Source organism: Archangium sp. (genome assembly GCF_057119385.1).
Window position 1 is genome coordinate 24,096 of record NZ_DBNGVP010000205.1, and the last position, 22,660, is coordinate 46,755.

The following is a 22,660-nucleotide window of genomic DNA, read 5'->3' on the forward strand; positions in this document are numbered from 1 at the left end:
AGGGCGGGCGGCGCGGCTAGCGGCCGACGTGCAGGGCGAGCCGCTTGCCGAAGACGCGGCGGAAGAGGGCCGTCTCGCGCTCCACCGTCCACAGCTCCAGGTCCACCGGCTGGCGCGACTTGAAGTGCAGGGACACCGCGTCGCGGCCATTGACGGCCCGCAGCTCCTTCACCGGTTGGTGATGGCTGCTGTCCAGCGCGTTGGCCACCCGCAGCAGCGTGGCCAGCTTGCGCACCAGCCGGGCCTCCGTGGTGCTCAGCCCCTCCATGCCCGAGTGGTTGAGCTCCGGCGGGCTGCGCTGGTGGTAGCGCGCCACCCGGGCCACCAACTCGCGCTCGCGGTCCGCCAGGCCGGGGATGTCGCCGTTGTGGATGAGGTAGTAGGTGTGTTTGTGGTGGCGCTCGTAGCTGACGGCGTTGCCCACGTCGTGCAGCAGCGCGGCCGTCTCCAGGTACGGCCGGCACGAGAGCGGCAACTGGTGCAGCGCCGCCAGGTCGTCGAAGAGCCTGAGGGCGAGCGACGCCACCTGCCGCGCGTGCTTCTCGTCGAAGAGCAGGCGCCGCCCCATGGCCACCGCCGCGTCCGCCAGCGAATGGTCCTCGCGCGTCTCGTCCTGCCGGTACATCAGGTCCACCAGCAGCCCGTCGCGCAGGCCCCGGTTGACGCCGGTGACGGTCTCCACGCCCAGGTGCTTCGCCACCCGCTCGAGCACGGTGGCGCCCGCCACGATGATGTCCGCGCGCCTCGGGTCGAAGCGCTTGCGCCGCCGCTCGGGCGTCATGTCCGCCAGCGTCTCCACCGCGTTCGTGAGCTGGCGCACGGAGACGTGTCCGGTGCCCTCGCTCGCCGCGAAGCCCACCACCGCGTTGATGGTGCCCGAGGAGCCCAGGGCCACCCGGGGCAGGTTGGGCAGGCGCTCGGGGATGGATTTGCGCATCTGCTCCTCCACGTAGCTGCGCATCAGCCGCAGCTGCTTGGGCGTCACCTTCCCGGCCGCGTCGAACATCTCCGTCAGCCGCACCGAGCCCAGTGCCAGGCTCCACAGCTCATCCGGCTTCTCTCCCGTGGCGAGCACCACCTCGGTGGAGCCCCCGCCGATGTCCACCAGCAGCGAGCGCGTGTGCGGCGGCTTGCGGTGCAGCACGCCGAGGCAGATGAGGCGCGCCTCCTCCTTGCCGCTCACCACCTCCAGGTTCAGCCCCGCCTCGTCGCGCACCCGCTGGACGATCTCATCGCGGTTCTTCGCGTCGCGCATGGCGCTGGTGGCCACCGCGCGCACCCGGGCCTTGTGCCGCCGGCACAGCGCCGCGTAGCGCCGCAGCGTGGACAACAGCCGGGCCGCCGTCTCCTCGGGCATCTCCCCGCTGGTGAAGACGCCTTCTCCGGGGCGGATGGGATCTCTCTCCTGGTGGAGCGTCTCCAGCGAGCCTTCCGCGTCCGGCCGGGCCAGCTCCAGGCGCACGGCGTTGGTGCCCACGTCGATGGCGGCGAGCACGGGCTGTTGGGGGGAGGTGGGCATGGGGTGGGCGCTCAGAATGGTTGCGGCTCGAAGGATAGGGCCTCCACTGTCGGGCGGCCCACCTTTTACCTGGGCTTCTTGACAGGTCCGTGACGTGACGTCACGGGGCCGTCACGTGTCCTCACCCGACACCTGCCAGACTCCAGGCCCGTGGAATTCAATGACTCGCAGCTCTTCATCAACCGTGAGCTGTCCTGGCTCGCCTTCAACGAGCGGGTCCTGGACGACGCGCGCTCCCGGGAGCTGCCGCTCTACGAGCGGTTGAAGTTCTTCGCCATCGCCTCCTCCAACCTGGACGAGTTCTTCATGGTCCGCGTGGCGGGCCTGAAGCAGCAGCTGGCCAGCGGGGTGGCGGAGCCCGCGGCGGACGGCCTGCTCCCCGCCGAGCAGCTGAGCGCCATCAGCGAGCGGGTGCACGCCCTGGTGGATTCGGCCTCCCGGCTCTGGACCGAGGAGCTCCTGCCGGGGCTGCAGGCCGCGGGCGTCTCCATCCTCACGCGGGACAAGCTGACGGCCGAGCAGAAGCTGGCCGCGCGCACCTCCTTCACCACGTCCGTCTTCCCGGCGCTCACCCCGCTCGCGGTGGACCCGGGCCACCCCTTCCCGCACCTGCGCAACAAGTCCCTCAACGTGGCGGTGCTGCTGCGGCGCGAGGGTCCCAAGCGCCGGCGCAACATTCGGGGCACCTCGCTGGCCGTGGTGCAGGTGCCGAGCGTGCTGCGCCGGCTCGTCCCCATGCCTGGCGAGAAGGGTCTGGCCTTCCTGCTGCTGGGCGATGTCATCGCCCTGTGCGCCGCCGAGCTCTTCCCCGGCTACGTCGTGGAGCACGCCGCCGCCTTCCGCGTGACACGCAACTGGGACCTCAACGTGGACGAGGAGGAGAGCGAGGATCTGCTCTCCACCCTTCAGGAGGAGCTGCGCCGGAGAGACAGAGGCGCCGCGGTGCGCCTGGAGCTGGATGCCTCGGCCAGCCCGCAGATGGAGTCCCTGCTGACGGCGGCCCTGAAGCTGGGGCCCATGGACGTGTACCGGCAGCAGTTTCCGTTGCAGCCCTTGGACCTGATGGCGCTCACGGAGCTGGACACGCGGCCGGAGCTGCGCGTGGAGTCCTTCACGCCCACGGTGCCCCCGGTGCTGCGCGACGTGGAGTCCATCCTGGACGTCATCACCGGGCGCGACATCCTCCTGCATCACCCCTACGAGTCCTTCGACCCGGTGGTGCGCTTCCTGGAGGAGGCCGCCGAGGACCCGGACGTGCTGGCCATCAAGCAGACGCTGTACCGCACCAGCGGGGACAGCCCCATCGCCCGGGCGCTGTCGCGCGCGGTGGAGAATGGCAAGCAGGTGGCGGTGCTGGTGGAGATCAAGGCCCGGCTGGATGAGGCCAACAACATCGCCTGGGCGCGGAAGATGGAGGAGAGCGGGGTGCACGTCGTCTACGGGCTGATCGGCCTGAAGACGCACGCCAAGGTGGCGCTGGTGGTGCGCCGCGAGGGCCACGGCATCCGCCGCTACGTGCACCTGGGCACGGGCAACTACAACCCCCACACCGCGCGCCTGTACACGGACCTGTCCCTCTTCACCTCGCGCGAGGAGATAGCGGACGACGTGAGCGCGCTCTTCAACATGCTCACCGGCTACGCGGTGGCCCCGCAGTGGAAGCGGCTGGCCGTGGCGCCCATGGGCCTGCACGAGAAGGTGCTCGCGCTCATCCAGCGCGAGGCGGACAAGGCCCGCAAGGGCGAGCCCGCGCGCATCGTGGCGAAGATGAACTCGCTGGTGGACTCCACCGTCATCCGCGCGCTCTACGCGGCGAGCCAGGCGGGGGTGGAGATTGAATTGCTGGTACGCGGCATCTGCTGCCTGCGGCCCGGGGTGCCCGGGGTGAGCGAGCGCATCCGCGTGACGAGCGTGGTGGACCGCTTCCTGGAGCACAGCCGGGTGTTCGCCTTTGGGGCGGGCAGCCACCCCGAGGTGTGGATGAGCAGCGCGGACTGGATGCCGCGCAACTTCCTGCGCCGCATCGAGACGATGTTCCCCGTGGAGGATCCGGCCATCCGCCAGCGGCTGCTGGACGAGGTGCTGGGGGTGGCGCTCCGGGACAACGTGAAGGCGCGGAGGCTGCAGGTGGACGGCACCTACGCCCCGGTGGGCCGGGAGGGCACGGCGGTGCGCAGCCAGGGGGTGCTGATGGAACTGGCCCGGCGCAACAACCAGCCGGACACCAAGCCCCTCCAGGCGCTGCGCCACGCGACGGCCCCGGACGCACCCGTGCCCGTGCGCCAGGTGCCCCAGACGGGGAGCTGACCCGGTCCCCACCGGGAAGGTGGGGTGGCATCTCATTCTGGGATGGTCACTTTGTTACCCATGGCGTATGTCATGGGTAATGGAACTTTTCCAGGCGGGGGCACATTGGGCAGGCCGGAGGGAGTCCGCCGAGGCGTGTGCCCGGCGCGTGGCGGTGCTCTTCCAGCAGCTGGGACGGTGTGATCCGGCCTATGCGCGCTGGTTCGAGTACGCGTACTCGCGCAAGCACTCGCTCCAGCTGCCGTTCGAGCCCACCGCCGAGACGTTCCTCCGCTTCTTCGAGCGCAGGAAGTACCGGCTGGCGCGCGAGGTGTTCACCTTCGATGCGTGGACGGGACAGGAGCAGCAGGGGCGGGGAGGGATGCTGAGCTTCATCTGCGGCTCGAATGAGACGTTCTATCCCAACGGGTGCCTGCTGCATCTGCCTCGGGAGGAGCCGGCCGCCAGCCGGGTGCTTACCGTCTCCGTGCTGAAGGAGGTGGTGCGCGCCATGGTGCTGGCGTGGGACCCGGACGGGTGCGCGGTGATTCCGGAGGGAGACCGGGGCGCGAAGAAGACGATGGAGGACGGAGGCGCCTGCCTCGGGTGGCTCACGTACGTCTCGGGCCGGCGGGGCAGGGTGCCGCCCCTGCCGAGGCCCGCGCGTGCCGAGCCGATGGAGGAGCAGGGCACGCTCATCATCCTCACGCCGGAGCGCTTCTCCCTGGAGAACCCGGCGCATGTCTCGCTGGCCGGGCGCGTGCGCGAGCGGCTGGAGAAGGCCGGCCTGCTGGCTCCGCTCCCGGGTTGAGACGGGCGGGGCGGGGTGCTCAGGGGCAGGTTCCGCCTTCCCGGGGGGAGCGGGTCACCGCACTCAGGGAAAGCGCACGCCGCGCACGGTGAAGGTGCGCGCTCCACCCGCCTCGCGCAGCTTCAGCAGGAAGGTGCTTCGTAACTGCTTCTTCTCCGGCGCCTCCGCTTCCACCACGAGCCGCGCCTGGTCTCCCGGCATGAGGAGCTTGGATTGCCACACCCGCGTCACCCGCAGCCGGACGCCTTCCGTGCTGACGAGCTCCGCCCCCTCCGTCGTCCAGGCCAGGTCACTCGTGTTCGTCACGTACAGTTCTACCGCCATCTGCTGCCGTGCCTCGGCTCGGTAGCTCCAGGCCTCTATCACCTCGAGCGGCGATCCGGGACGTTGGGTGAGGCTGCTCTTGAGCTCGCGCGCCAGGATGCCCAACCCCTTCTTCACCAGCCCGGCCTCCAGCAGTCCCTGGAGACTTCCGGAACACGGCCCCTGCGGACGGGCACGCTCCTGCGCCAGCGCGGCCTCGCACCGCTCGGCCCGCTCGCGTTGCTGCCGGGACTCCAGCTGCAACGACTCCCCCGAGCGGGGCTGGCGGTACACCCGCACCTGGTGCTCGGCCCGCGGCGCGTCCTCCACCAGCCGGAAGGTGACGCCGCCAGGCACCTGCCCATCCGCGAAGCGCACCGTCACCCGCGGCGGCCTGTCCGGCGGCGGCGCCTGCGTGGGCAGCAGCATCACCATGCCCTCGGCCTCGTTCACCGCCACCTTCATCCCCTGCCCGTCCTCTACCTGCACGCCACCGGGCTGCAGCGGCGTGTCGAACACCAGCGTGGTGGACTGGTGGGGGCGGATGCGCACCGGGTGCTGCTCCCCGGCGTTCTCCGCCGTCAGCTCCAGGAGGCGTTCGTCCGGCGTGTCCCATTCCACCCCGTGGGGCGAGGCGGGTGTGGAAACGAGGAGCGCGAGCAGCAGGGGGGCGGCGAGCAGTGTGGACATGGGGGTGACCTCCAGAGTGGCCCACACTAGCAGGTCCTCGGAAGTCGGCCCCTCCTGTTCCTCCCGTCAGTCGCCGCGCGGCTTCTATTGGTCTTCGTACCGCGACGCCTCGCCGAAGCGTTTCACCGGACGCAGAGCCGTCGAGATGCTGCGGACGACGGCGGTGTCCTGGCCACTGCCCTCCTCCTTCTCCCAGCCCCAATACCGCCCGGACGTCACCTCCAGGCACACCGGATAGGCCTGGCCCTCGGGGGTGTACGCCTGGGTGAGGCGCGCCTGCACCCGCTCGCCGAAGAGCAACTGGCCGGTGAACAGGGTGTCGCGCGGCAGCTTGCCCCAGTGGTCCTGGCCATTGAGACGCATCGTCACCAGGCCCGGCCTCACGGTGGTCGTCGCCTTCCCCGGAAACGGGTGAATGGTGACTCCCTCGGACTCGCGCGTGAGCTCCAGTTCCTTCATGGCCTGCTGCGCACCGGGGGGGCACTCGGCGGGAGGGGGCAGCGGGGGCGTGGGCAGCACCTGGGCGGTGGTGGCGGGGCTGGGGCAGCCGGTGGCCAGGGCGCAGCCGAGCACGGCCGCGCCCACCTTCGTGGTCGTGGAGCCCGTCTGCTTCGGGAGGGTGGGAGTCTTGGCTTCCTTCGCTGGAGTCTTCACGCGCGTCTCTGGAGGCGGCGTCGCAGGGGCGACGGGCGCGGGGGTTGCCGCCCCAGGGGGCGTCGCGCCAGCGTCACCTTCTGGCCGCTTCCACGGGGAAGCCACTTCCTGGCCACCCGGCTCCAGGCTGATAGGAAGGAACTCCCCGGGTAGGCTGGCGCGAGGTGTCTCCAGGGGTGACGCGGTGCGCACGGCGGCGGGAGGCGGGGGACGCATGGCGAGCCACAGGCCCAGGCCCAGCGCGAGCACCGCACCCGCGGCCAGCAGCGCCCGGCGCGAGCGGGCGGCGGGCCGCGCGGCTTCCCGGACGCGCGGAGCCGGCGGTGTCACCGCCGGGGCCTCGTCCACCGCTCGCGGCACCTCGGGCCCGGCGAGCGGCAGGGCTTCTTGCGCCGCCACTGGGGGCACGGCCACTTGCGGTGTCACCTCGGGTGCCTCCCCTTGCGCGGGCGGCGGCACGGGCGGCTCCACGGGCGCCGTGCCCGCGGCGGGCGCCTCGGGCGGCGCCTGCGGGAGCAGGGTGGACACCTCGTCGGGCGCCCGCGGTCTGCCGCGCACCGGCACCCGGGCGTAGGAGGCCCGCCGCTCGTAGAGCGCCAGCACGTCCGCCCCCCGCCACATGTCGCCCTCGAGCACGGTGGTGGCGTGGTGCGGCCCCCAGGCCTCGCACAGCGGCTCCCGCCACGTGTCGTCCGCCTCGTTCAACGCTTGCGCGAGCGCCGCCTCCACCGCGAGCGCGTCCGGGTAGCGCTCCTCGGGCACCTTGCGCAGCATGCGCCAGCACACCTCGCCCAGCGCCCGTGGCACCCGGGGGTTGCATGCGTGCGGCACCGGCGGCTCCTCGTGCAGGACGGCATGCACCAGCTCGCCCTCGCGGCCCCGGAAGGGCAGCGCGCCGGTGAGCGCGAGGTAGAGCTCCACGCCCAGCGCCCACACGTCGTCACCCGGGCAGGCCCGCGAGTCCTCCAGGCCGCGCCAGGCGCGCCACACCCGGGGGCTGAGGTAGGACCAGGTGCCCGGAGGGAAGGCGCCCGTCAACCGGGGGGCGCCCTCGTAGGTGGCCACGCCGAAGTCCACCAGCACCACCTGCCCCTCGCCATGCACCAGCAGGTTGGCCCCCTTCACGTCGCGGTGCACCACACCGGCCGCGTGCACCACCGCCAGCTGGCGCGCGCCCTGGCCGAAGAGGTGCGCCACCTCGAGGGCACAGGGGTTGTGCACGCGCGTCCACACGTCCAGCGGCAGCCCACGCACCAGGGGCATGACGAGGAAGAGGTAGAAGGGCTGGTGCTCGGGCCACACGCCCTCTTGCACCAGGGGCAGGCCGCCCACGCTGCTGAGCTTGAGCATGACGTCGCGCTCGCGCCAGGCCCAGCGCGCCGTGCGCGGCAGGAAGAGGAACTTCACCGCGTACAGCACGCCCCCGCGCGAGGCGCGGAACACGGTGCCCTGGCCGCCGGTGCCCAGCCGCGCCTCCAACGTGTAGCCGGCCACCACCAGGCCCGGCCGGGGGCGCCAGGGGGAGGCCTCCTCCTCCAGGGGCTCCACCGCTCCTGGCCGCTGCTGCTCCTGCCCACCGCTCCGCGTGCTGGCTTCGCTCATGCACACCACCTCCGAGGTGGGCCAGCCTACAGGACGGCTCAAGGCGTGCGGATACACAGGGTGCCAGTCATTGTCCGGAGCCGCTCGCGCCCGTCCACGCGGTGGACAGGCCCCTGCTGAAGCACCCGGGAATGCCACCGGGGTGGGCTTGACTGGTAGACGTCTACCAGTGGTGTGGTTCCATGTGCGCATGTGTGCCCCTGGAGTGGTAGACGTCTACCAGTGCCCCGGTGGTAGACGTCTACCCGTGTCGAGCAGAGGGCTCGTCTCCCCGCGTCAAAACCGCCCATGCGCACGCATCTGGCTGTCGCGGGCAGGGGCTCCGCCGGGAAGGTCCACCTGGGTGCGTATACCTGGGGAGGGGTTCTTGGCCCCCCTCGTCCCCTGCCGGGTGCGTTCCACTTGCCCGGAATCGGTGTTCCACATGGCCGGAACCTGACGGCGCTGACACACTGGGGCGGGGGCTTCTCCACTCGGGCAAGGGCCTCGCCACGGCGTGCCTCACGCATCCCGTGTCCCTTTCCGGCTCGTCCAGGTGAGGAGGTGCACCATGTCCGCCCGTCGTGGTGATGCATCCACCGCGTGCGCACGGCCGCCCCCAGCACTGACGGTTTTCCCGCCGGCGCGCGCAGGCATCCTCCTGGTCAACTCGAGTCCCGGCTTCGGAGCATCGGCACCTGGGAAGGCCAGCACGGGCCCGGAGCCGGTGGTTTCGGCGCACAGCGGGGGGGAACCGGAGGAGGGAAGGGGAGGGAACAGGCGCCAGCCACATTGGGCCAGAGGACTCCAGGTCCTCGTGCTCGCAAGCTGCCTCGTGGTCAGCATGAGTGCGGCCGGCGAAGAGCCGAGACGAGTGAGGGTGACGCTCTCGGCCAACGCACATGCGCGAGCCAAAGCCTCCAACCCCCGCCTGGAAGACTGGAAGGAAGGCGCGCTCTCCCTCCGGGTGGTGGACCCCGGCCGCCTCGTGGTGAAGGCAGGCGATGAAGTCATTGCCGCGGGCGAGCTGAACTGGGGGGAGGACAAGCGGCTGCGGGTGGACCCGAGCACGGCCCAGGCAGCAGCGCTGCCCCGGGTGGTGAGCCGCGAGCCAGGCCGGGAGGAGGTGGAAGTAGACATCCCTGAGGGCATTGGCGCTGGGGCCATGCTCACCCTCACCTACGAGTGGGGCTGGGACTATCGGGACACGCCCGCCCTGGAGCGCTCCTGGCGCCTCCCGCCCGTGGAAGACATTCCACCCGAGTGGCTGGAGGACGAACGGGTTGAAACGGAGCGGGAGTACACGCCCGAGGACGGGGAGGACAGGGCGCTCACACTCCTCTGGGCGCAGGAGGCTTCCTTCCCCGTGCAGGTGGACCCGGAGCGGCCCGAGCTGCTCTGGGTGGCCGGATACGCCTCGCGGGAGGAGATTGCCTCGCGTCTCTTCGGGGATGCCGCGGCGGCGGGCGCTTTCGACATCGAGCCCCGAGCGCCACCCTCCAGCGCGCTGGAGGGCTTCCCGGTCTGCGTGCGCGTACGCCACCCTCCAGCGCTCGTGCCACAGTTACTCGCCGCCATGCGCGGTGCCCTGGAGGCGCAGCTGGAGGCGGATGTCGCCTGGAGCCGCTCCCTGCTCTCGGCGGCCTCGCTGGATAGGGCCGCGGCCGCCACGGTGGTGGAACGCGGCCTGCGCTGGGCCCAGCGCTCGGACATTCCGGACGGGGCCGGGCAGAGCTACTTCGACCGCTACCTCCAGGCGCTCGGCCCCTGGCGGGACGAGGACTGGCCCTCCCTCGGCGAAGCCGCGGAGCCCCTGCGCAAGGCCGTCGCCCTGCGCTCCAGGCGCTTCAAGACGAGCTACAACGTCACGGATGGCTCGCCCGCCCTCGCTCCGGGCAGTGTGGTGGGCCGCTTCTATTTTCCCGACGGCTCCAGCGTCCAGGTCCGCACCCAATTGCTGCTCACCGAGGAGACGTCGCTGGAGCGGGCGGAGCTACGGGTGCGCAACGCTCCCCGAGGCACACCGCGCGTCATCCTCCTCGGCAAGGACGGGCGCTGGCGCGGCTACAGCGCCGAATTCAACACCCCCCCCGGAGCTCCCGGCCCGCTCGAGAGCCCCGAGGGCAACGCCTCCTGGTACTACCCGGGCACGCTCCTCATCCGCCCGGGGGACTGGCGGCCGGGGTTGGGAGCCAGTACGGGCGAGGTGGCGGCCCTGAGGCGGGAGCTTCTCCAGACAGCCCTGGCCGCGGCGACACCGCAAGAGCCCCGGCCTCTGCTCGCCCTCGACCATGACGTGCTCTCCCTGCTCACCCCGGACGAGCGCCTGGGCGTCTTCAACACCGTCCTCTCGGGCCCGGCACTCACCTCGGACATGAGGGAGGACGCGGTGCACCTGCTGACGCGGGTGCTGCTGTCCACGCCGGACGGGGAATTCCCCCCTCTGGAGCGCAAGCTCACGTCGAGTGGGGCGCTGGAGAAGCTGCTCGGCGGCAACGCGCCGGAGGCGAAGGTGCTGCTGGGACAGGCCTTCACCCAGAAGGCGCTCGCCTCATTCCCCCTCGTGCTGGACGTCCTCGAGTCCCTGCCTGCCTTCCACCTGGGACGTGAGGGCGAGACGACCCACCTGCTCAACGTGCCTCATGGGCAGGTGTCCACGGTGTTGGTGGCGCCAGAGGCGTGGGAGGCACGGCAGGGGGTACGCCTGGGCGCCGAACCCGCCCTGCCCGGAGAAGCGGTGGGGCCCGCAAGGCGCATGGCCTTGTACTTCCAGCCGGTGCGGCAGGAGTTCCAGGCGCGCTACCTGTCCTCGGTGGACGAGCTGCCGCGCAGCCGGGCCCTGCACCCGCTGGAGTGGGTACGGGTGGAAGTCCATGGGCCGCGGCCTCGCACGCACCTGATGACGGCCATGGAGCTGGCCCTGCTCGCTTCCACGCCGGACACGTCGCTGGTCTGGTCGACGGTCGGCCGCGTCAGCGAGTTGCACATGGTGTACGGCGCCGTGTCGGCGCTCTCGCGGGCGCCGCTGCTGGCGGGAGCGCCAGCCACGGCAGCACAAGGCGGCACGCTGGCGGCCGCACGCGGAGCGGCGGTGCGCCTCTTCGTGGGCCGCATCTCGCTGGTGGCGGCGCTGGCGGCGGTGGACACGTACCGGGACGAGCTGTCGCGAACGCCCGAGGGACGGGCCTTCCTCGCGGTGCATGACGTGGCCATGGTGGTGCTGGCCGGCCGGGACATCCACAAGCTGGCCACCTCGGGCATCGGACGCGAGCTGGTGCACCGGAGCAGACTGGCGTTGAGCGCGGCGGGCGCCCGGGCCTCGTCCGGACTGCGCGAGTCGCTGGAGTCCGTCCAGGCCCTGGTGAAGACGCTGGAGCGGATGCACGCCGAGGGCAAGGCCGTTGCGACACCGGACGGGCTGCGGTTGTCCCTGCCTGGCGGCGCCGAGGCCTTCAAGCAGGCCTTCTTCGCCATACGAGGGGAAATGGCCGCCGCACGAGCCCTCGGCGGCATTCGCGGCGCGGGGCTCGCGGCCCAGGAGGCCGAGAAGACGCTGGAAGCGTTGAAGCTGCTGGCGGCGGAGAGCCAGGAGATGGCGCTCGCCTACGGTGCGGTGGCGCGGCGCGCGGCGGCCTTGCCGGCCGACAAGGCCCAGGCATACCTCGCCGCCGTGGAATCGCTGCGCTCCTCCGCGCGCGGTGCGGCGAAACCGACCCTTCCGGGATTGCTGCACCGCTCTGGAGCGCCAAGCCTGAAGGATCCGCTCGCCTTCATGAGGGAAGCCGAGTGGCTCGTCAGTCACGCGGAACTGGATGCCGAAGCTATCGTTGAGTTAGCGAGAAAAACATGCAAAGGGCGCGTGGACCTGGGCTGGCTGCGCTCCACAGGACTGACCACGGATGACCTCAACTTCATGGCCCGGAACGAGAAGACGGCCTGGAAATTATTCCAGAAGGCGGCAGCAGAACCGTGGAACTTCGTGGTGCAACGGCGAGCGCGTGAGCAACTCCGAGGCATCGCGGTGGAGATGCTGACAGAGCGCAATGCTCAGAAGCTCTTCCCGGGCTTCCGGCTCACGGGGAGACAGGTGCCATTGGCAGGGGGGCACGTCATCGACAATGAGATAACATCGATGCTTGGATTGCGGCTTCAACATGGAGTGGAAGCAAAGGGCTGGAACAAAGACAGGTGGCGCATGGCGCTCAATGCGTGGGATGCCAGGCAAAGTGCGCAACCGATCAACGAACAGCAGGCTGCACTAGCAGATCAACTGCAGCGCCTAATCGAACAACTCGCCGATGCGGCGAAGGCGCCCCGAGGGAAACCTTTCCTCGTCATGACTGACAAGCTGAGTGGACCTACCAGGGAGAAGCTGGAGAGATTCCTACGCAGAAACGCACGGGGCGCACAGGTCATTGAAATAGAGGAAACCCAGATTCTGGAGCAGACGAAGCAGTTGCGCGCCGCATTCAACCTGCCCGAAGACTTGTCCGGAGGTGCGCCATGAGCCGGTGGCCTCTCTGGGCGGTTCTGGCTCCAGGTGATCCCACACGTCTGGCGAGCCGTGCCCGCTCCATCGTGATGTCGGATTTGGATCAAGAACTTGGGAAAGAGCAGCCCTTCGATGTCGTCCCGGGCAGTGGCCATTACCACGCCATCGTGGGAGCGGACCCCAGCGACGTGGGCGCAGAGATGCAACTCGCTGAGGAACTATCGCTCGAATGTGATGAGCCGGTGTACTCGATTGAGCGCGCCAACGACCCCTGGACCGTCATGTCGTGGCGAAAGGGTGCGCTTGAGGTTTTGGAGGTGAGCCCAGACGGCTTGGCGAAGTCTCTCGGTTGTCCGCTGCCAGGCAGCGAGGCGTCTTCGGACTCGCCCGCAAGGAAACCACTGCAGGCTGTCGCATTGGTGGAAGGAGTCCGGGCACAAGAGGCGATTCGGGTTCTGGAGGAGGAGGCTGGCGAGCCACTTACTCCGGGGCGCTATCGCATCGAGGACACGCCGCGAGGGCTCCTCGTCGCCAGCGGAACTGGCGACATCGGGTACGCAGACATCACTGTGTCGGAACGGATTCCCCACGCGACCGTGTATGCGGTGATTGCCTCGCCGGACCTGGACGAGTTTTTTGTTACCGTGAGGCGAGGGGGTGAGGGCATCGAAGAGTTCGCGCAGCCGCCTGATGTGTTTCCGCGTCTGCCGGTCGCCAGCGAAATCAAGGGCGAGCGCTCGCCCGAGCGGATCCTCGCAGCGCTGGGCATCCCAGTAGAGTGGTTCCGCAATGAGTGAGGGGTGCCACTTTCTCGGCAAACACGCACGAGGCACCAGGCTCATTCAAATAGAGGAGACTCAAGTTCTGGAGCAGACGAAGCAGTTGCGCGCCGCATTCAATCTGCCCGAAGACTTGTCCGGAGGTGCACCATGAGCCGGTGGCCTCTCTGGGCGGTTCTGGCTCCAGGTGAGCCCGCACGATTGGAGAGCCGCGCCCTCGCCATCGCGATGCCAGACTGGGAAGAAGAGGTCGGAGACGAACTGCCCTTCGAGGTCATCCCCGGCAGTGGCCGTTACCACGCCATCGTGGGAACTGACCCCATCGACATCGGCGCCGAGATCCAAATCGCCAAAGCCCTGTCGCTCGAATGTGATGAGCCGGTGTACTCGATTGAGCGCGCCAACGAGCCCTGGACCGTCATGTCTTGGCGAAGCGGTGCACCTGATGTATTGGAAGTGAGCCCAGACGGCTTGGCGAAGTCTCTCGGCTCCCCACTGCCCGACAGCGAGAAACCATTGAACAACGCCGCGGCAACGCCGTTGCGGCATGTCGCCTTGGTGGAAGGCGTCCGGGCCTACGAGGCACTTCGCGCCCTGGAGGAAGATGACGGAAAACCACTCCCTCAGGGGCGATACCAACTCGAGGACACACCACGAGGTCTCCGTGTCTTTAGCGGAACGGGCGACATAGGATTCGCTGACGTGAACCTGTCGGAGCGGCTCCCCAATGCAACTGTCTATGGAGTAATTGCCTCCCCAGGACTGGACGTCTTTGTTGTCAACAGACTCAAAGGAGGCGAGTGCATCGGGCAATTTGCGCAGCCGCCACGAGAGGACTCATTCATGCCAGTTGTGAGCGACATCAAGGGCGAGAGCTCGCCCGAGCGGATCCTCGCGGTGCTGGGCATCCCCCCGGAGTGGTTCCGGAATGAATGACGGGGGCCGGGGCGGCCTCGCTCGAGGGGCTGAGCCGGCTCATCTTCCACCCCGGTGACAGCCTGGAGGGACTGACGCGGCTGCCGGGCGCGGTGCGCGTGCTCTTCCAGAATGCGCCCGAGTATTGGGAGTCCTTCCGCCAGAAGCCCCGGGGTGAGCGGGTGCGGACGGTGTCACGGCTGCTGGCCAACGCGCTGCTGACGGTGGGCACCTCGGGGGCGGGAGTGGTGAGGGCGGTGGGGTGGGGCGAGAAGCTCGGCCGGCTGTCGGTGCCGCTGCTGACGCTGACGAAGCGGGGCGAGTTGGTGCTGCGGTGGGTGACGGTGCCCGGGCGAGCGGTGACGGTGGCGGTCCAGGGGCTGAGCGTCGCCTGAAAACTTCATCACGGGTATTGAGGTGGTATTCACTCCACCGCCCTGAAGCGAAGCGCGCATGAGAGCGACTTGTTACGCAGGCATTTGTTGGGGGGGCCGCAAGGATTCCGCCGAGGAGTGTGCCCGGCGGGCGGAGGCGTACTTCCACCTGCTGTCGCGGTGTGATCCCATCTACACCCGCTGGTTCGAGCAGGCCGACTCGCGCAAGAAGGCGCTCCAGCTCCAGTTCGAGCCCACCGCGGATACCTTCCTGCGTTTCTTCAAGAGGAGGACCTACCAGGAGGGCAGGGATGGCTTCATCCTCTGGCACACCCGAGCGCCTCACCGCCTCCAATCCCGAGCACCTCGCCCTGGGCCAACGTGTCCAGGAGGTACTGCGCGCGAAGGGCCTGCTCGAGCCGGTCGTTTCCAGACAGTCGGCCACCTGAGCGGGCTGCCACGCCCCGTGGCGCCATCCGTCCATCAGGTAACGCTGGAGGATGAGCGGGCTCCGCCGGCGCGGTTGCCATCCTTGACCCCGTGCCCATCTTGGGGGACTGCGGTCACCTCATGCGACACCGGGTGCCGCGGGCTCCATCCGTTCGTGCTGCGCGGGTGGAGGAAATGGAGACGGGTGTGTCCGAGCAATCGGCACAGGAGGGCATCCTCGACTTCCTCGTGGTGCCTGTCCTGCGGGTGGAGGTGGGGACGGGCCGGGTGTTGTCCGCGCGCCCCTTTCCCCCGAGCGGTGTCCGGTGCGGCGGGCCGCTCGCGGCGAGCCCCTGGAGGGCGCCCTCTTCCGCTGGATTGCCCGTGCCCATGGGGGCACGGTGACGTTGACGGCGCGCGACGGCGGAGGCTCCTGCTTCACGTTGCGCCTGCCCAAGGAGGCGGTGGAGGAGGGGTATGAGTGAGTCCGGAACAGATGGCACGGAGAACAAGGCGCAGGACGTTCGCATCCAGAGCGGCATCCCGAGGCTGGACTTCATCCTCAAGGGAGGGCTCAAGCAGGGCGGCATCTATGCCCTGATGGGGCCTCCGGGCAGCGGCAAGACCATCTTCGCCAACCAGCTGTGCTGCAACCACATCCAGAAGCAGGAGGGGCGCTGCGTCTACATGACGCTGCTCATCGAGTCGCACGCGAAGATGCTCTCGCACCTGTCCACGCTGAGCTTCTTCAAGCCGGAGTTCATCCCCGAGCGGCTCTACTACATCAGCGGTTACCAGCAGGTGCGCGAGGAGGGTTTCTCCGGGCTCATGGAGCTCATCCGCCGCACGCTGCGCGATCGCCAGGCGACCTTCTTCGTCATCGATGGCATGGAGAGCGCGGAGCAGTTCGCCACCTCGCCCCAGGCCTACCGGGAGTTCGTGCACGGCCTCCAGGCCTTCACCAACCTGCTGGGCTGCACCACGCTGCTGGTCTCCAACGTGCGCGAGCGCACGCACGTGGAGAACGCCGTGGTGGATGGCGTCATCGAGCTGTCCGACAAGCTCGTGGGCCCGCGGGCGGTGCGCGAGCTGACGGTGCACAAGTTCCGCGGCAGCGACTACCTCCGGGGCCGTCACGAGGTGGAGATCACCGGCGAGGGTCTGGTCATCCACCCGCGCACGGAGATCCAGTTCGCCCGGCCGCCCGAGCAGGCGCGTGAGCAGCGCGTCCGCATGGGCTTCGGCCTCAAGCGGCTGGACGAGATGCTCGACGGGGGATTGCCCTCGGGCTCCACCACCGCGCTGATCGGCGCGCCGGGCACGGGCAAGACGCTGTTGGGGCTCTCCTTCCTGGTGGAGGGGGCCCGCCAGGGCCAGCACGGCACCTACTTCGGCTTCTACGAGCCGCCCCCCCGCCTCATCGAGAAGGCCGAGGACGTGGGCCTGCCGCTGGAGCGGTATGTGAAGAAGGGCCTCATCGACCTGGTCTGGCAGCCACCGCTGGAGCACTTCATGGACTCGCTGGCCGAGCAGTTGCTGGAGAAGCTGCGGGCCGAGGAGAAGAAGAAGGAGCGCCGGCGCCTGTTCGTCGACGGTGCCGAGGGCTTCCGCGCGGCGGCGGTGTACCCGGATCGCGTCCCCCGCTTCCTCTCGGCGCTCACCAACCAGCTGCGCATGCAGGACGTGACCACCGTCATGACGGACGAGCTGGAGCTCTTCCAGCCCGAGCTCAACCTGCCCACCCCGGAGCTCGCCAACGTGGTGGAGTCGGTCCTGCTGCTGCGCTACGTGGAGCTGCGCTCTCAAATCTACCGGCTGCTCTCCATCATGAAGATGCGCGAGAGCCGCTACGACACCTCGCTGCGCGAGTTCCGCATCTCCCGCGACGGCATCGACGTGGCCGACTCCTTCGAGAGCGCGGAGACCATCCTCAGCGGGCACGGGCGCCTGCGCCAGGGGAGGCTGAAGGCGGACAAGCCCCCGAAGAAGGGGAAGACGGGGGTGCTCGAGAAGGTGCTCGGCCGGGGCGGCCGGGGCGGCGGGAGGGGACGATGAGGACCATCCTGGTCGTCGAGGACGAGTTCGACGTGCAGCAGGTCGTGGCGGACGTGCTGCGCGACGAGGGCTACGAGGTGGCCGTCTGTGGCAATGGCCGGGATGCCCTGCAGAGCCTGCGCGCGCACCGCCCGGACGTCGTCGTGATGGACGTGATGATGCCCATCCTCTCCGGCATGCAGGCGCTCGAGGAGATGCGCAGGACGCCCGGCCTGGACGGGGTGCCCGTCATCCTCATGAGCGAGACCGCACCGAGAGCGGGGGGGCCTCGCCAATGGCAGGCCTTCCTGAAGAAGCCCTTCCGGCTGGAGCAGCTGTTGGACGCGGTGGCCCGGGTCTCCGGCGTGGCGGGCAGGGCCTGAGCGTCAGCCCCGGCGGCGCATGCGCCGCGAGCCGATGAAGGTGGCGACGCGCTCGGCGAAGCGCGCCACCGCCAGCCCCACTCCGTCCAGCAGCCAGCGCTGGAGCCCCGAGCGCGCGCAGTCCTCCAGGCCCACCGGCTTCGCCTGGCCCATGTGCTGCCGCATCCAGCGGGTGGCCTGTCCGGCCACGCCCGCGTCCTCCACCTCCACCAGCGTCTCCAGGTTCACCAGCGAGAGTGGATCCAGGTTGAAGCTGCCCACCAGCAGGCGCTGGCCGTCCACCACCGCGGCCTTGGCGTGCAGGGTGGTCTCCGTCCACTCGTGGATGTGCACGCCCCCGCGCAGCAGCGTGCGGTACAGGCGCATGGTGGCCGCGCGGGCGAAGGGGACGTCGCTGCGGCCGGCCAGTAGCAGGTGCACCTCCACCCCTCGCTTCGCCGCGCGGGTGAGGGCGCGCACGAACGCCCGGTCCGGCAGGAAGTACGCGTGGGCCAGCACCACCTCGCGCCGGGCCTGCTTCAGCGCCGCCAGGTAGCGTGAGCGCAGGCGCCACCCGCCGCCGAAGCCGGACAGGAGGATGCGCACCGGGCCCTGCTCCAGCGCGGACGCTCCCGCGGTGAGCCTCTCGCCCAGCCGCGCGCAGATGCTGCCGCGCAGCTCCAGCGCCAGGTCCGCCCACCCTGGATGGCCCTCCGCCGCGGCGTAGTGGTCCCCGATGTTGATGCCACCGAGGAAGGCCACCGTGTCATCCACGAGCAGGATCTTCCGGTGGTTGCGCCAGAGGCGGCCCAGCAGGAGCACGGAGGTGAGCGGGTTGTGGACGCGCACCTTGATGCCGGCCGGACGCAGCGTGTCCTCCAGCACGCGGCTCTCGCCGATGGAGCCCCAGCCATCGACGATGACCTTCACCTCCACGCCCCGGCGGGCGGCGGCGATGAGGGCCTCGATGAAGTGGGTGCCCACGCCCTCGAGCTCGAAGGCGTAGACCTCCAGGTGGACGCGCCGGGTGGCCGAGGCGATGGCCGCGAGCATGCGCGGGTAGGCCTCGGCGCCCCCGTCGAGCAGGGTGATCCACTGCCCGTGCGTCTCCGCGGACAGCCCCACCGGGGAGACGCCGCCGGAGGACCCCTCCGCGGACAACGCCTCCCTCTCCCCTCGGGAGAGGGCCGGGGTGAGGGTATCTCGTGCCGGGGAGCCCATCCGTGAAACCGTGCGTCAGTCGTCGTGCTTGCGCGCGCCCTTGCCCTTGCCCTTGTGGCGGCACTGCTCGCCGTCCCAGTACTGGCTGGGGTGGCAGTCGGGGCGGGACTTCATCTCGGACTTCTTCGTCCTGGGGATGTACCGGGTGTCGCGGATGACGAGGCACCCGGGCAGCAACATGAGGACGGCGGGAAGGAGGAAGAGGGTCTTCTTCATGGCGCGCGCAGCGTAGCGGGAGTGTGATGTGGGACGCTCTGCTCTCCCGTGAACAGGGATTTCTACCGCCTGGCTGTCTGCACTCCGGGCGTGTCGACGCCTCGCGGGCAAATCGGTAGCCTCGCGCGCGTGCCTGCCAGTGAGAAGCCCGTCGTCAGACATCGGAAGATAGGCGCCTACCGCGTGCTCGGAGAGTTGGGGCGCGGAGGCATGGCCCAGGTGTACCGGGGGCTTCACGAGATGTTGCAGCGCGAGGTCGCCATCAAGGAGATGCTCGCGGACCCGGTGCGCGACAAGGAGGCCGTGTCGCGCTTCCGCCGCGAGGCGCTCGCGCTCGCCGCCTTCCGCCACCAGAACATCGTCACCCTGTACGACCTCGTGGAGAAGAACGACGTCCTCTTCATGGTGATGGAGTTCGTGGACGGGCCCACCCTGCACGAGCTCATCAAGGAGGGGCCGCTGCCCCCCGAGGTGGGTGCCGCCATCGGCGCGCGCATCGCCGGGGCGCTCGAGCACGCCCACTTCCGCCACATCATCCACCGCGATCTCAAGCCGGCCAACGTGATGCTGTCCAAGGCCGGCGACGTGAAGCTGATGGACTTCGGCGTGGCCAAGGACGTGGGCCTGGAGGCCCTCACCGCGCAGGGCATGGCGGTGGGCACCCCCTCGTACATGTCTCCCGAGCAGGTGACGGGCGCGCCGGTGGACGGGCGCACGGACCTGTTCGCGCTCGGGGTGCTGCTCTACGAGGCGCTCTCCGGCGCCCGCCCCTTCCTGGGCCGCAACACCGGCGAGGTCTTCGCCCGCATCCGCGATGGCGAGTACACCCCGCTCAACAAGGTGGCGCCCCACATCCCCAAGCCGCTGGCGGACATCGTGAAGCGCGCCCTCGAGGTGCGGCCCGATGATCGCTTCGCCAACGCCGCCGCCATGCGCCGCGAGCTGGAGATGTTCCTCTCCCAGCGCGTGGGCATGTCCTACGAGGCGCTCCTGGTCGGCTTCCTCCGCCACCGCAAGAAGCTCACCGAGACCGAGGCGCTCGCCCACCTCACCCAGAAGGAGCTGGACGTCGTCGACGACTTCAGCGACCAGGCGGCCAGGCTGCTCTCCCGGCCATGGACGCGGTGGCTGCTCGCCTTCGTCGCCGTCGCCGGAGCCCTGGGCACTGGACTGGCGCTCACCCACTCGTATTGGATGGGGCTCGTGCGGCAGCTCACCATCCGCTGAGCGCTCGCACCCGGGAGCTCCTCGTCATGGGCAAGATGATCACCGCCATCCTCGCCATCGCCCTCACCGCGGGCGTCGCGTACTACGCGCTCAGCAACGCCCCGCGTGACTCCGCTCCGGAGGCGGAGACCAGTCAGGCGAAGCGGCAGCTCGACAACGTCCGCGGCGCCGCCAGCCGCATCGAGTCCGATGCGGACCAGCGGGCGCACGACTTGGAGCAGAAGATGAGCGGGGAACAGCAGTAGGCAACCCCGCGGGGTTACTTGCGGCGCGCGGGGGTGTTCTTCCTGGCCGGCTTCGCTCCCCGGCCCTTCTTCTCGTGCGTCACCGTCACCAGCGTCCCGATGCCGCCGCGCACGAAGAAGTCGCCCTCCACCGTCAGCTTGCGCGGCTGGATGGCGCGCACGATGTCGTCGGCGATCGTGTTGGTCACCTTCTCGTGGAAGGCTCCCTCGTCCCGGAACGACCACATGTAGAGCTTCAGGCTCTTGAGCTCCACACACAGCTCGTCCGGCACGTAGCGGATCTTGAACTTCGCGAAGTCCGGCTGCCCGGTCAGCGGGCAGAGGCACGTGAACTCCGGCACGTCGAACGCGATCTCGTAGTCGCGATCCTTGGCGGGGTTGGGAAAGGTCTTCAGTTCCTTGGTCGGCTGAGAGGGCATGGCGGGGTGTCGTCTATCACACACCCGGCCGATTTCAGCCTCTGTCTGGCGAACGCTCCCCCTCCTGCTCGGTCCTCCTACCTGTCCGGCCCCCAACGTCCCCTCTGTCCAGGGGGGAGCAGCCGGGGCCGGGCCATCTTGTGTCTCCGGTGACAGGGGCGTAACTCAGATCCTCGCCCCGCATGCTGCCCTCTGATTTCCAGGACATTCTCGCGTGCGTTCCCCAGGCCGTGGCTCGGCTCGGACCGGATCTGCGAGTGGAGTGGCTGGAGCCGGACTTCGGCGCCAAGACGGGCATGGTCCTCCAGGTGGGAGACCCGGTGCTCTCGGCCCTCGAGGGGGGCTGGGGCCGGGATGCGCTCGAGCGCGCCCTGCGCGAGGGCCGCGCCCACTCGGGCCACGCCATCACCTCCAGCCTCAAGCAGGTGCGCATCCTCACCCGCCCCTCCGGCCCGGGCGCCAGTCCCGGGGCCTGGCTCCTCTTCGAGCCCTCCGGCGCCGATGACGACGTGGCCTTCGCCCAGGCCCTCCAGGAGATCGCCCGCGAGGTGGGGGAGACGCTGGACGTGGACAGCGTGTGCAAGGCCGCCGTGCTCGCCGTGGTGCGCTGCGCCCAGGTGCGCCGCGCCGAGGTGTACCTGTCCGAGGAGGGCCAGCCCCTGCGCCGGGTGGCCGTGTCCGACCTGGCCAGCGCCGACTCGCCCGAGGACGCCCTCGAGGACCATGCCGACTCCTTCGAGGCGGCCCTCATCACCCGCCAGCCGCAGATCGGCGTCCAGCGCGGCTATGGCGACGCCGTGGGCTCCATCTTCGCCGCGGTGCCGCTGCTGTCGCAGAAGCGCGCGCTGGGGCTGCTGGTGCTCTACAAGGAGCAGGGCACCTCCTTCTCCCTGCGCGAGCTGGACTTGTGGAGCGCGGCCGCCGGGCAGGTGGCGGTGACGGTGGAGAACGCCCGCCTGCTGCGCGAGGCCCAGGCGGCCCTGCGCGTGCGCGAGGAGTTCATGTCCATCGCGTCGCACGAGCTGAAGACGCCCCTCACGCCCCTCAAGCTCAACCTGCGCTTCCTGGAGCGCTGCCTCGCCCAGGGCCAGCGCGTGGACCCCGCCAGCGTCACCAAGTCCAAGCGGCAGGTGGAGCGGCTGGAGCGGCTGGTGAACGAGTTGTTGGATGTCTCGAGACTGGAGGAGCGTCAATTGTCCCTGCAGCTCGCGCCCCTGGAGCTGGGCCACCTGGTGGCGGAAGTGGTGGACCAGTTCCGCCACAGCCTGGAGCGTCCCTTCAGCCTGGCGGTGCCGCGCGAGCACCTCTGGGTGCAGGCGGACCGGGAGCGGTTGGAGCAGGTGCTCGTCAACCTGCTGGAGAACGCGGACAAGTACAGCCCCAAGGGCGAGCCCATCGCCGTGGAGGTGGAGGCGCTGCTCGGCGAGGCCCGTCTGCACGTGAGGGACCGGGGCATCGGCATCCCCAAGCAGGACCAGGCGCGCCTCTTCCAGCGCTTCCACCGGGCGGGCAACTCCTCGCACCGCCACTTCGGCGGGCTGGGGCTGGGGCTCTTCATCAGCCACTCCATCGCCCAGCTGCACCAGGGCGCGCTGTCCATGTCCAGCGCCGAGGGCCACGGCTCCACCTTCACCCTGGGCCTGCCGCGCATGTCCGCCAACGAGGTGCGCCGCCTGCCGCGCCGGGTGCTGCTGCTGGACGAGGACCCGGTGCAGGAGCTCACCGCCGAGCGCGTGCTGCGCTCCGAGGGCTTCGAGGTGCTCACCGCGCACGGAGGCGTGGAGTCGCTGCGTCGCGCGTCCTCCCTGCCGGTGGACCTGGTGCTGCTGTCCGAGGGCGCTCCGCCCACGCAGCTGGGCCTCTTCCTGTCCGCCTTCGCCGAGCTGCCGCGCGCCCGGCCCATCCCCATCGTCCTGGCCGGGGCCTCGCGGCCCGCCTGGGCCCACCCGGAGCACTCCCAGTGCTCGCGGCCCTACCGCGAACAGGAGCTGCTCGCCGCCGTGCGCGCCACGCTCGGGCTGGCGGGCGAACGCGCGCGCGCCGAGGACGCCACCTCCTGTCCGGAGCGCGTCCCCCGGGATGCCCTCATGCTCCCGTGAGGGC

Annotated in this window: 19 protein-coding genes and 1 pseudogene; 14 read left to right on the forward strand and 6 right to left on the reverse strand. The window is 69.9% G+C overall.

Annotation, left to right across the window (positions count from 1 at the left end; all coding sequences use genetic code 11):
- Nucleotides 1-16 precede the first annotated feature (16 nt).
- Nucleotides 17-1,519 (reverse strand): Ppx/GppA phosphatase family protein, encoded by a 1,503-nt coding sequence (locus AC16DP_RS46895; protein ID WP_329726320.1) that lies wholly within the window; start codon nt 1,517-1,519, stop codon nt 17-19.
- 150 nt (nt 1,520-1,669) lie between these two features.
- Here AC16DP_RS46895 and ppk1 point away from each other — a divergent pair, with 150 nt between their 5' ends.
- Both ppk1 and AC16DP_RS46905 read left to right on the forward strand, forming a co-directional pair.
- Nucleotides 1,670-3,826: a polyphosphate kinase 1 gene (gene ppk1, locus AC16DP_RS46900; protein WP_329726321.1), complete on the forward strand. Its 2,157-nt coding sequence runs from the start codon at nt 1,670-1,672 to the stop codon at nt 3,824-3,826.
- 79 nt (nt 3,827-3,905) lie between these two features.
- A complete protein-coding gene (locus AC16DP_RS46905) occupies nt 3,906-4,616 on the forward strand; it encodes an Imm52 family immunity protein (protein ID WP_329726322.1) in 711 nt (236 codons plus the stop codon).
- Nucleotides 4,617-4,679: 63 nt separating this feature from the next.
- Here the strand turns inward: AC16DP_RS46905 and AC16DP_RS46910 are convergent, their stop codons facing one another.
- Nucleotides 4,680-5,609, reverse strand: coding sequence for a DUF2381 family protein (locus AC16DP_RS46910; RefSeq protein ID WP_329726323.1), 930 nt, complete (start codon nt 5,607-5,609; stop codon nt 4,680-4,682).
- Nucleotides 5,610-5,693: 84 nt separating this feature from the next.
- Nucleotides 5,694-7,865, reverse strand: coding sequence for a serine/threonine protein kinase (locus tag AC16DP_RS46915; protein ID WP_329726324.1), 2,172 nt, complete (start codon nt 7,863-7,865; stop codon nt 5,694-5,696).
- An 853-nt stretch (nt 7,866-8,718) separates the two neighbouring features.
- Here AC16DP_RS46915 and AC16DP_RS46920 point away from each other — a divergent pair.
- The 9 genes and pseudogenes from AC16DP_RS46920 (at nt 8,719) to AC16DP_RS46960 (ending at nt 17,250) form a co-directional block, all read left to right on the forward strand.
- Nucleotides 8,719-12,351 (forward strand): hypothetical protein, encoded by a 3,633-nt coding sequence (locus AC16DP_RS46920; protein WP_329726325.1) that lies wholly within the window; start codon nt 8,719-8,721, stop codon nt 12,349-12,351.
- Nucleotides 12,348-13,133 (forward strand): hypothetical protein, encoded by a 786-nt coding sequence (locus AC16DP_RS46925; RefSeq protein WP_329726326.1) that lies wholly within the window; start codon nt 12,348-12,350, stop codon nt 13,131-13,133. Before AC16DP_RS46920 ends, AC16DP_RS46925 begins: the two co-directional genes overlap by 4 nt.
- A gap of 132 nt (nt 13,134-13,265) precedes the next feature.
- Nucleotides 13,266-14,051 (forward strand): hypothetical protein, encoded by a 786-nt coding sequence (locus AC16DP_RS46930; RefSeq protein ID WP_329726327.1) that lies wholly within the window; start codon nt 13,266-13,268, stop codon nt 14,049-14,051.
- Nucleotides 14,048-14,425 (forward strand): hypothetical protein, encoded by a 378-nt coding sequence (locus tag AC16DP_RS46935; RefSeq protein WP_329726328.1) that lies wholly within the window; start codon nt 14,048-14,050, stop codon nt 14,423-14,425. Before AC16DP_RS46930 ends, AC16DP_RS46935 begins: the two co-directional genes overlap by 4 nt.
- 58 nt (nt 14,426-14,483) lie before the next feature.
- Nucleotides 14,484-14,673, forward strand: a pseudogene (locus tag AC16DP_RS46940) (Imm52 family immunity protein); the annotation flags it as partial.
- A gap of 42 nt (nt 14,674-14,715) precedes the next feature.
- Nucleotides 14,716-14,853 carry an Imm52 family immunity protein gene (locus AC16DP_RS46945; RefSeq protein ID WP_329726329.1) on the forward strand — a complete coding sequence of 46 codons (138 nt, stop codon included), beginning with the start codon at nt 14,716-14,718 and terminating at the stop codon, nt 14,851-14,853.
- Nucleotides 14,854-15,159: 306 nt separating this feature from the next.
- On the forward strand, nt 15,160-15,318 hold the full coding sequence (locus AC16DP_RS46950; protein WP_329726330.1) for a hypothetical protein: 159 nt from the start codon (nt 15,160-15,162) through the stop codon (nt 15,316-15,318).
- Nucleotides 15,311-16,888 (forward strand): DUF7125 family protein, encoded by a 1,578-nt coding sequence (locus tag AC16DP_RS46955; RefSeq protein WP_329726331.1) that lies wholly within the window; start codon nt 15,311-15,313, stop codon nt 16,886-16,888. Before AC16DP_RS46950 ends, AC16DP_RS46955 begins: the two co-directional genes overlap by 8 nt.
- Complete coding sequence (locus AC16DP_RS46960) at nt 16,885-17,250, forward strand: response regulator (protein WP_329726332.1); 366 nt, start codon at nt 16,885-16,887, stop codon at nt 17,248-17,250. Before AC16DP_RS46955 ends, AC16DP_RS46960 begins: the two co-directional genes overlap by 4 nt.
- A gap of 3 nt (nt 17,251-17,253) precedes the next feature.
- On the opposite strand, the gene AC16DP_RS46965 is transcribed toward AC16DP_RS46960, so the two are convergent.
- The gene (locus AC16DP_RS46965; protein WP_329726333.1) at nt 17,254-18,390 is read right to left on the reverse strand and encodes a phospholipase D-like domain-containing protein; all 1,137 of its coding nucleotides are present in this window, start codon (nt 18,388-18,390) and stop codon (nt 17,254-17,256) included.
- Between the two features lie 75 nt (nt 18,391-18,465).
- A complete protein-coding gene (locus AC16DP_RS46970) occupies nt 18,466-18,666 on the reverse strand; it encodes a hypothetical protein (protein ID WP_329726334.1) in 201 nt (66 codons plus the stop codon).
- A 210-nt stretch (nt 18,667-18,876) separates the two neighbouring features.
- Here AC16DP_RS46970 and AC16DP_RS46975 point away from each other — a divergent pair, with 210 nt between their 5' ends.
- Complete coding sequence (locus tag AC16DP_RS46975) at nt 18,877-19,893, forward strand: serine/threonine-protein kinase (protein WP_414640671.1); 1,017 nt, start codon at nt 18,877-18,879, stop codon at nt 19,891-19,893.
- 26 nt (nt 19,894-19,919) lie between these two features.
- Nucleotides 19,920-20,138: a hypothetical protein gene (locus AC16DP_RS46980; RefSeq protein ID WP_329726336.1), complete on the forward strand. Its 219-nt coding sequence runs from the start codon at nt 19,920-19,922 to the stop codon at nt 20,136-20,138.
- Between the two features lie 14 nt (nt 20,139-20,152).
- Here the strand turns inward: AC16DP_RS46980 and queF are convergent, their stop codons facing one another.
- Entirely contained in the window at nt 20,153-20,557 is a 405-nt protein-coding gene (gene queF, locus AC16DP_RS46985) for a preQ(1) synthase (RefSeq protein ID WP_329726337.1), read from the reverse strand.
- 182 nt (nt 20,558-20,739) lie between these two features.
- Here queF and AC16DP_RS46990 point away from each other — a divergent pair, with 182 nt between their 5' ends.
- The gene (locus AC16DP_RS46990) at nt 20,740-22,656 is read left to right on the forward strand and encodes an ATP-binding response regulator (RefSeq protein ID WP_329726338.1); all 1,917 of its coding nucleotides are present in this window, start codon (nt 20,740-20,742) and stop codon (nt 22,654-22,656) included.
- Nucleotides 22,657-22,660: the final 4 nt, after the last annotated feature.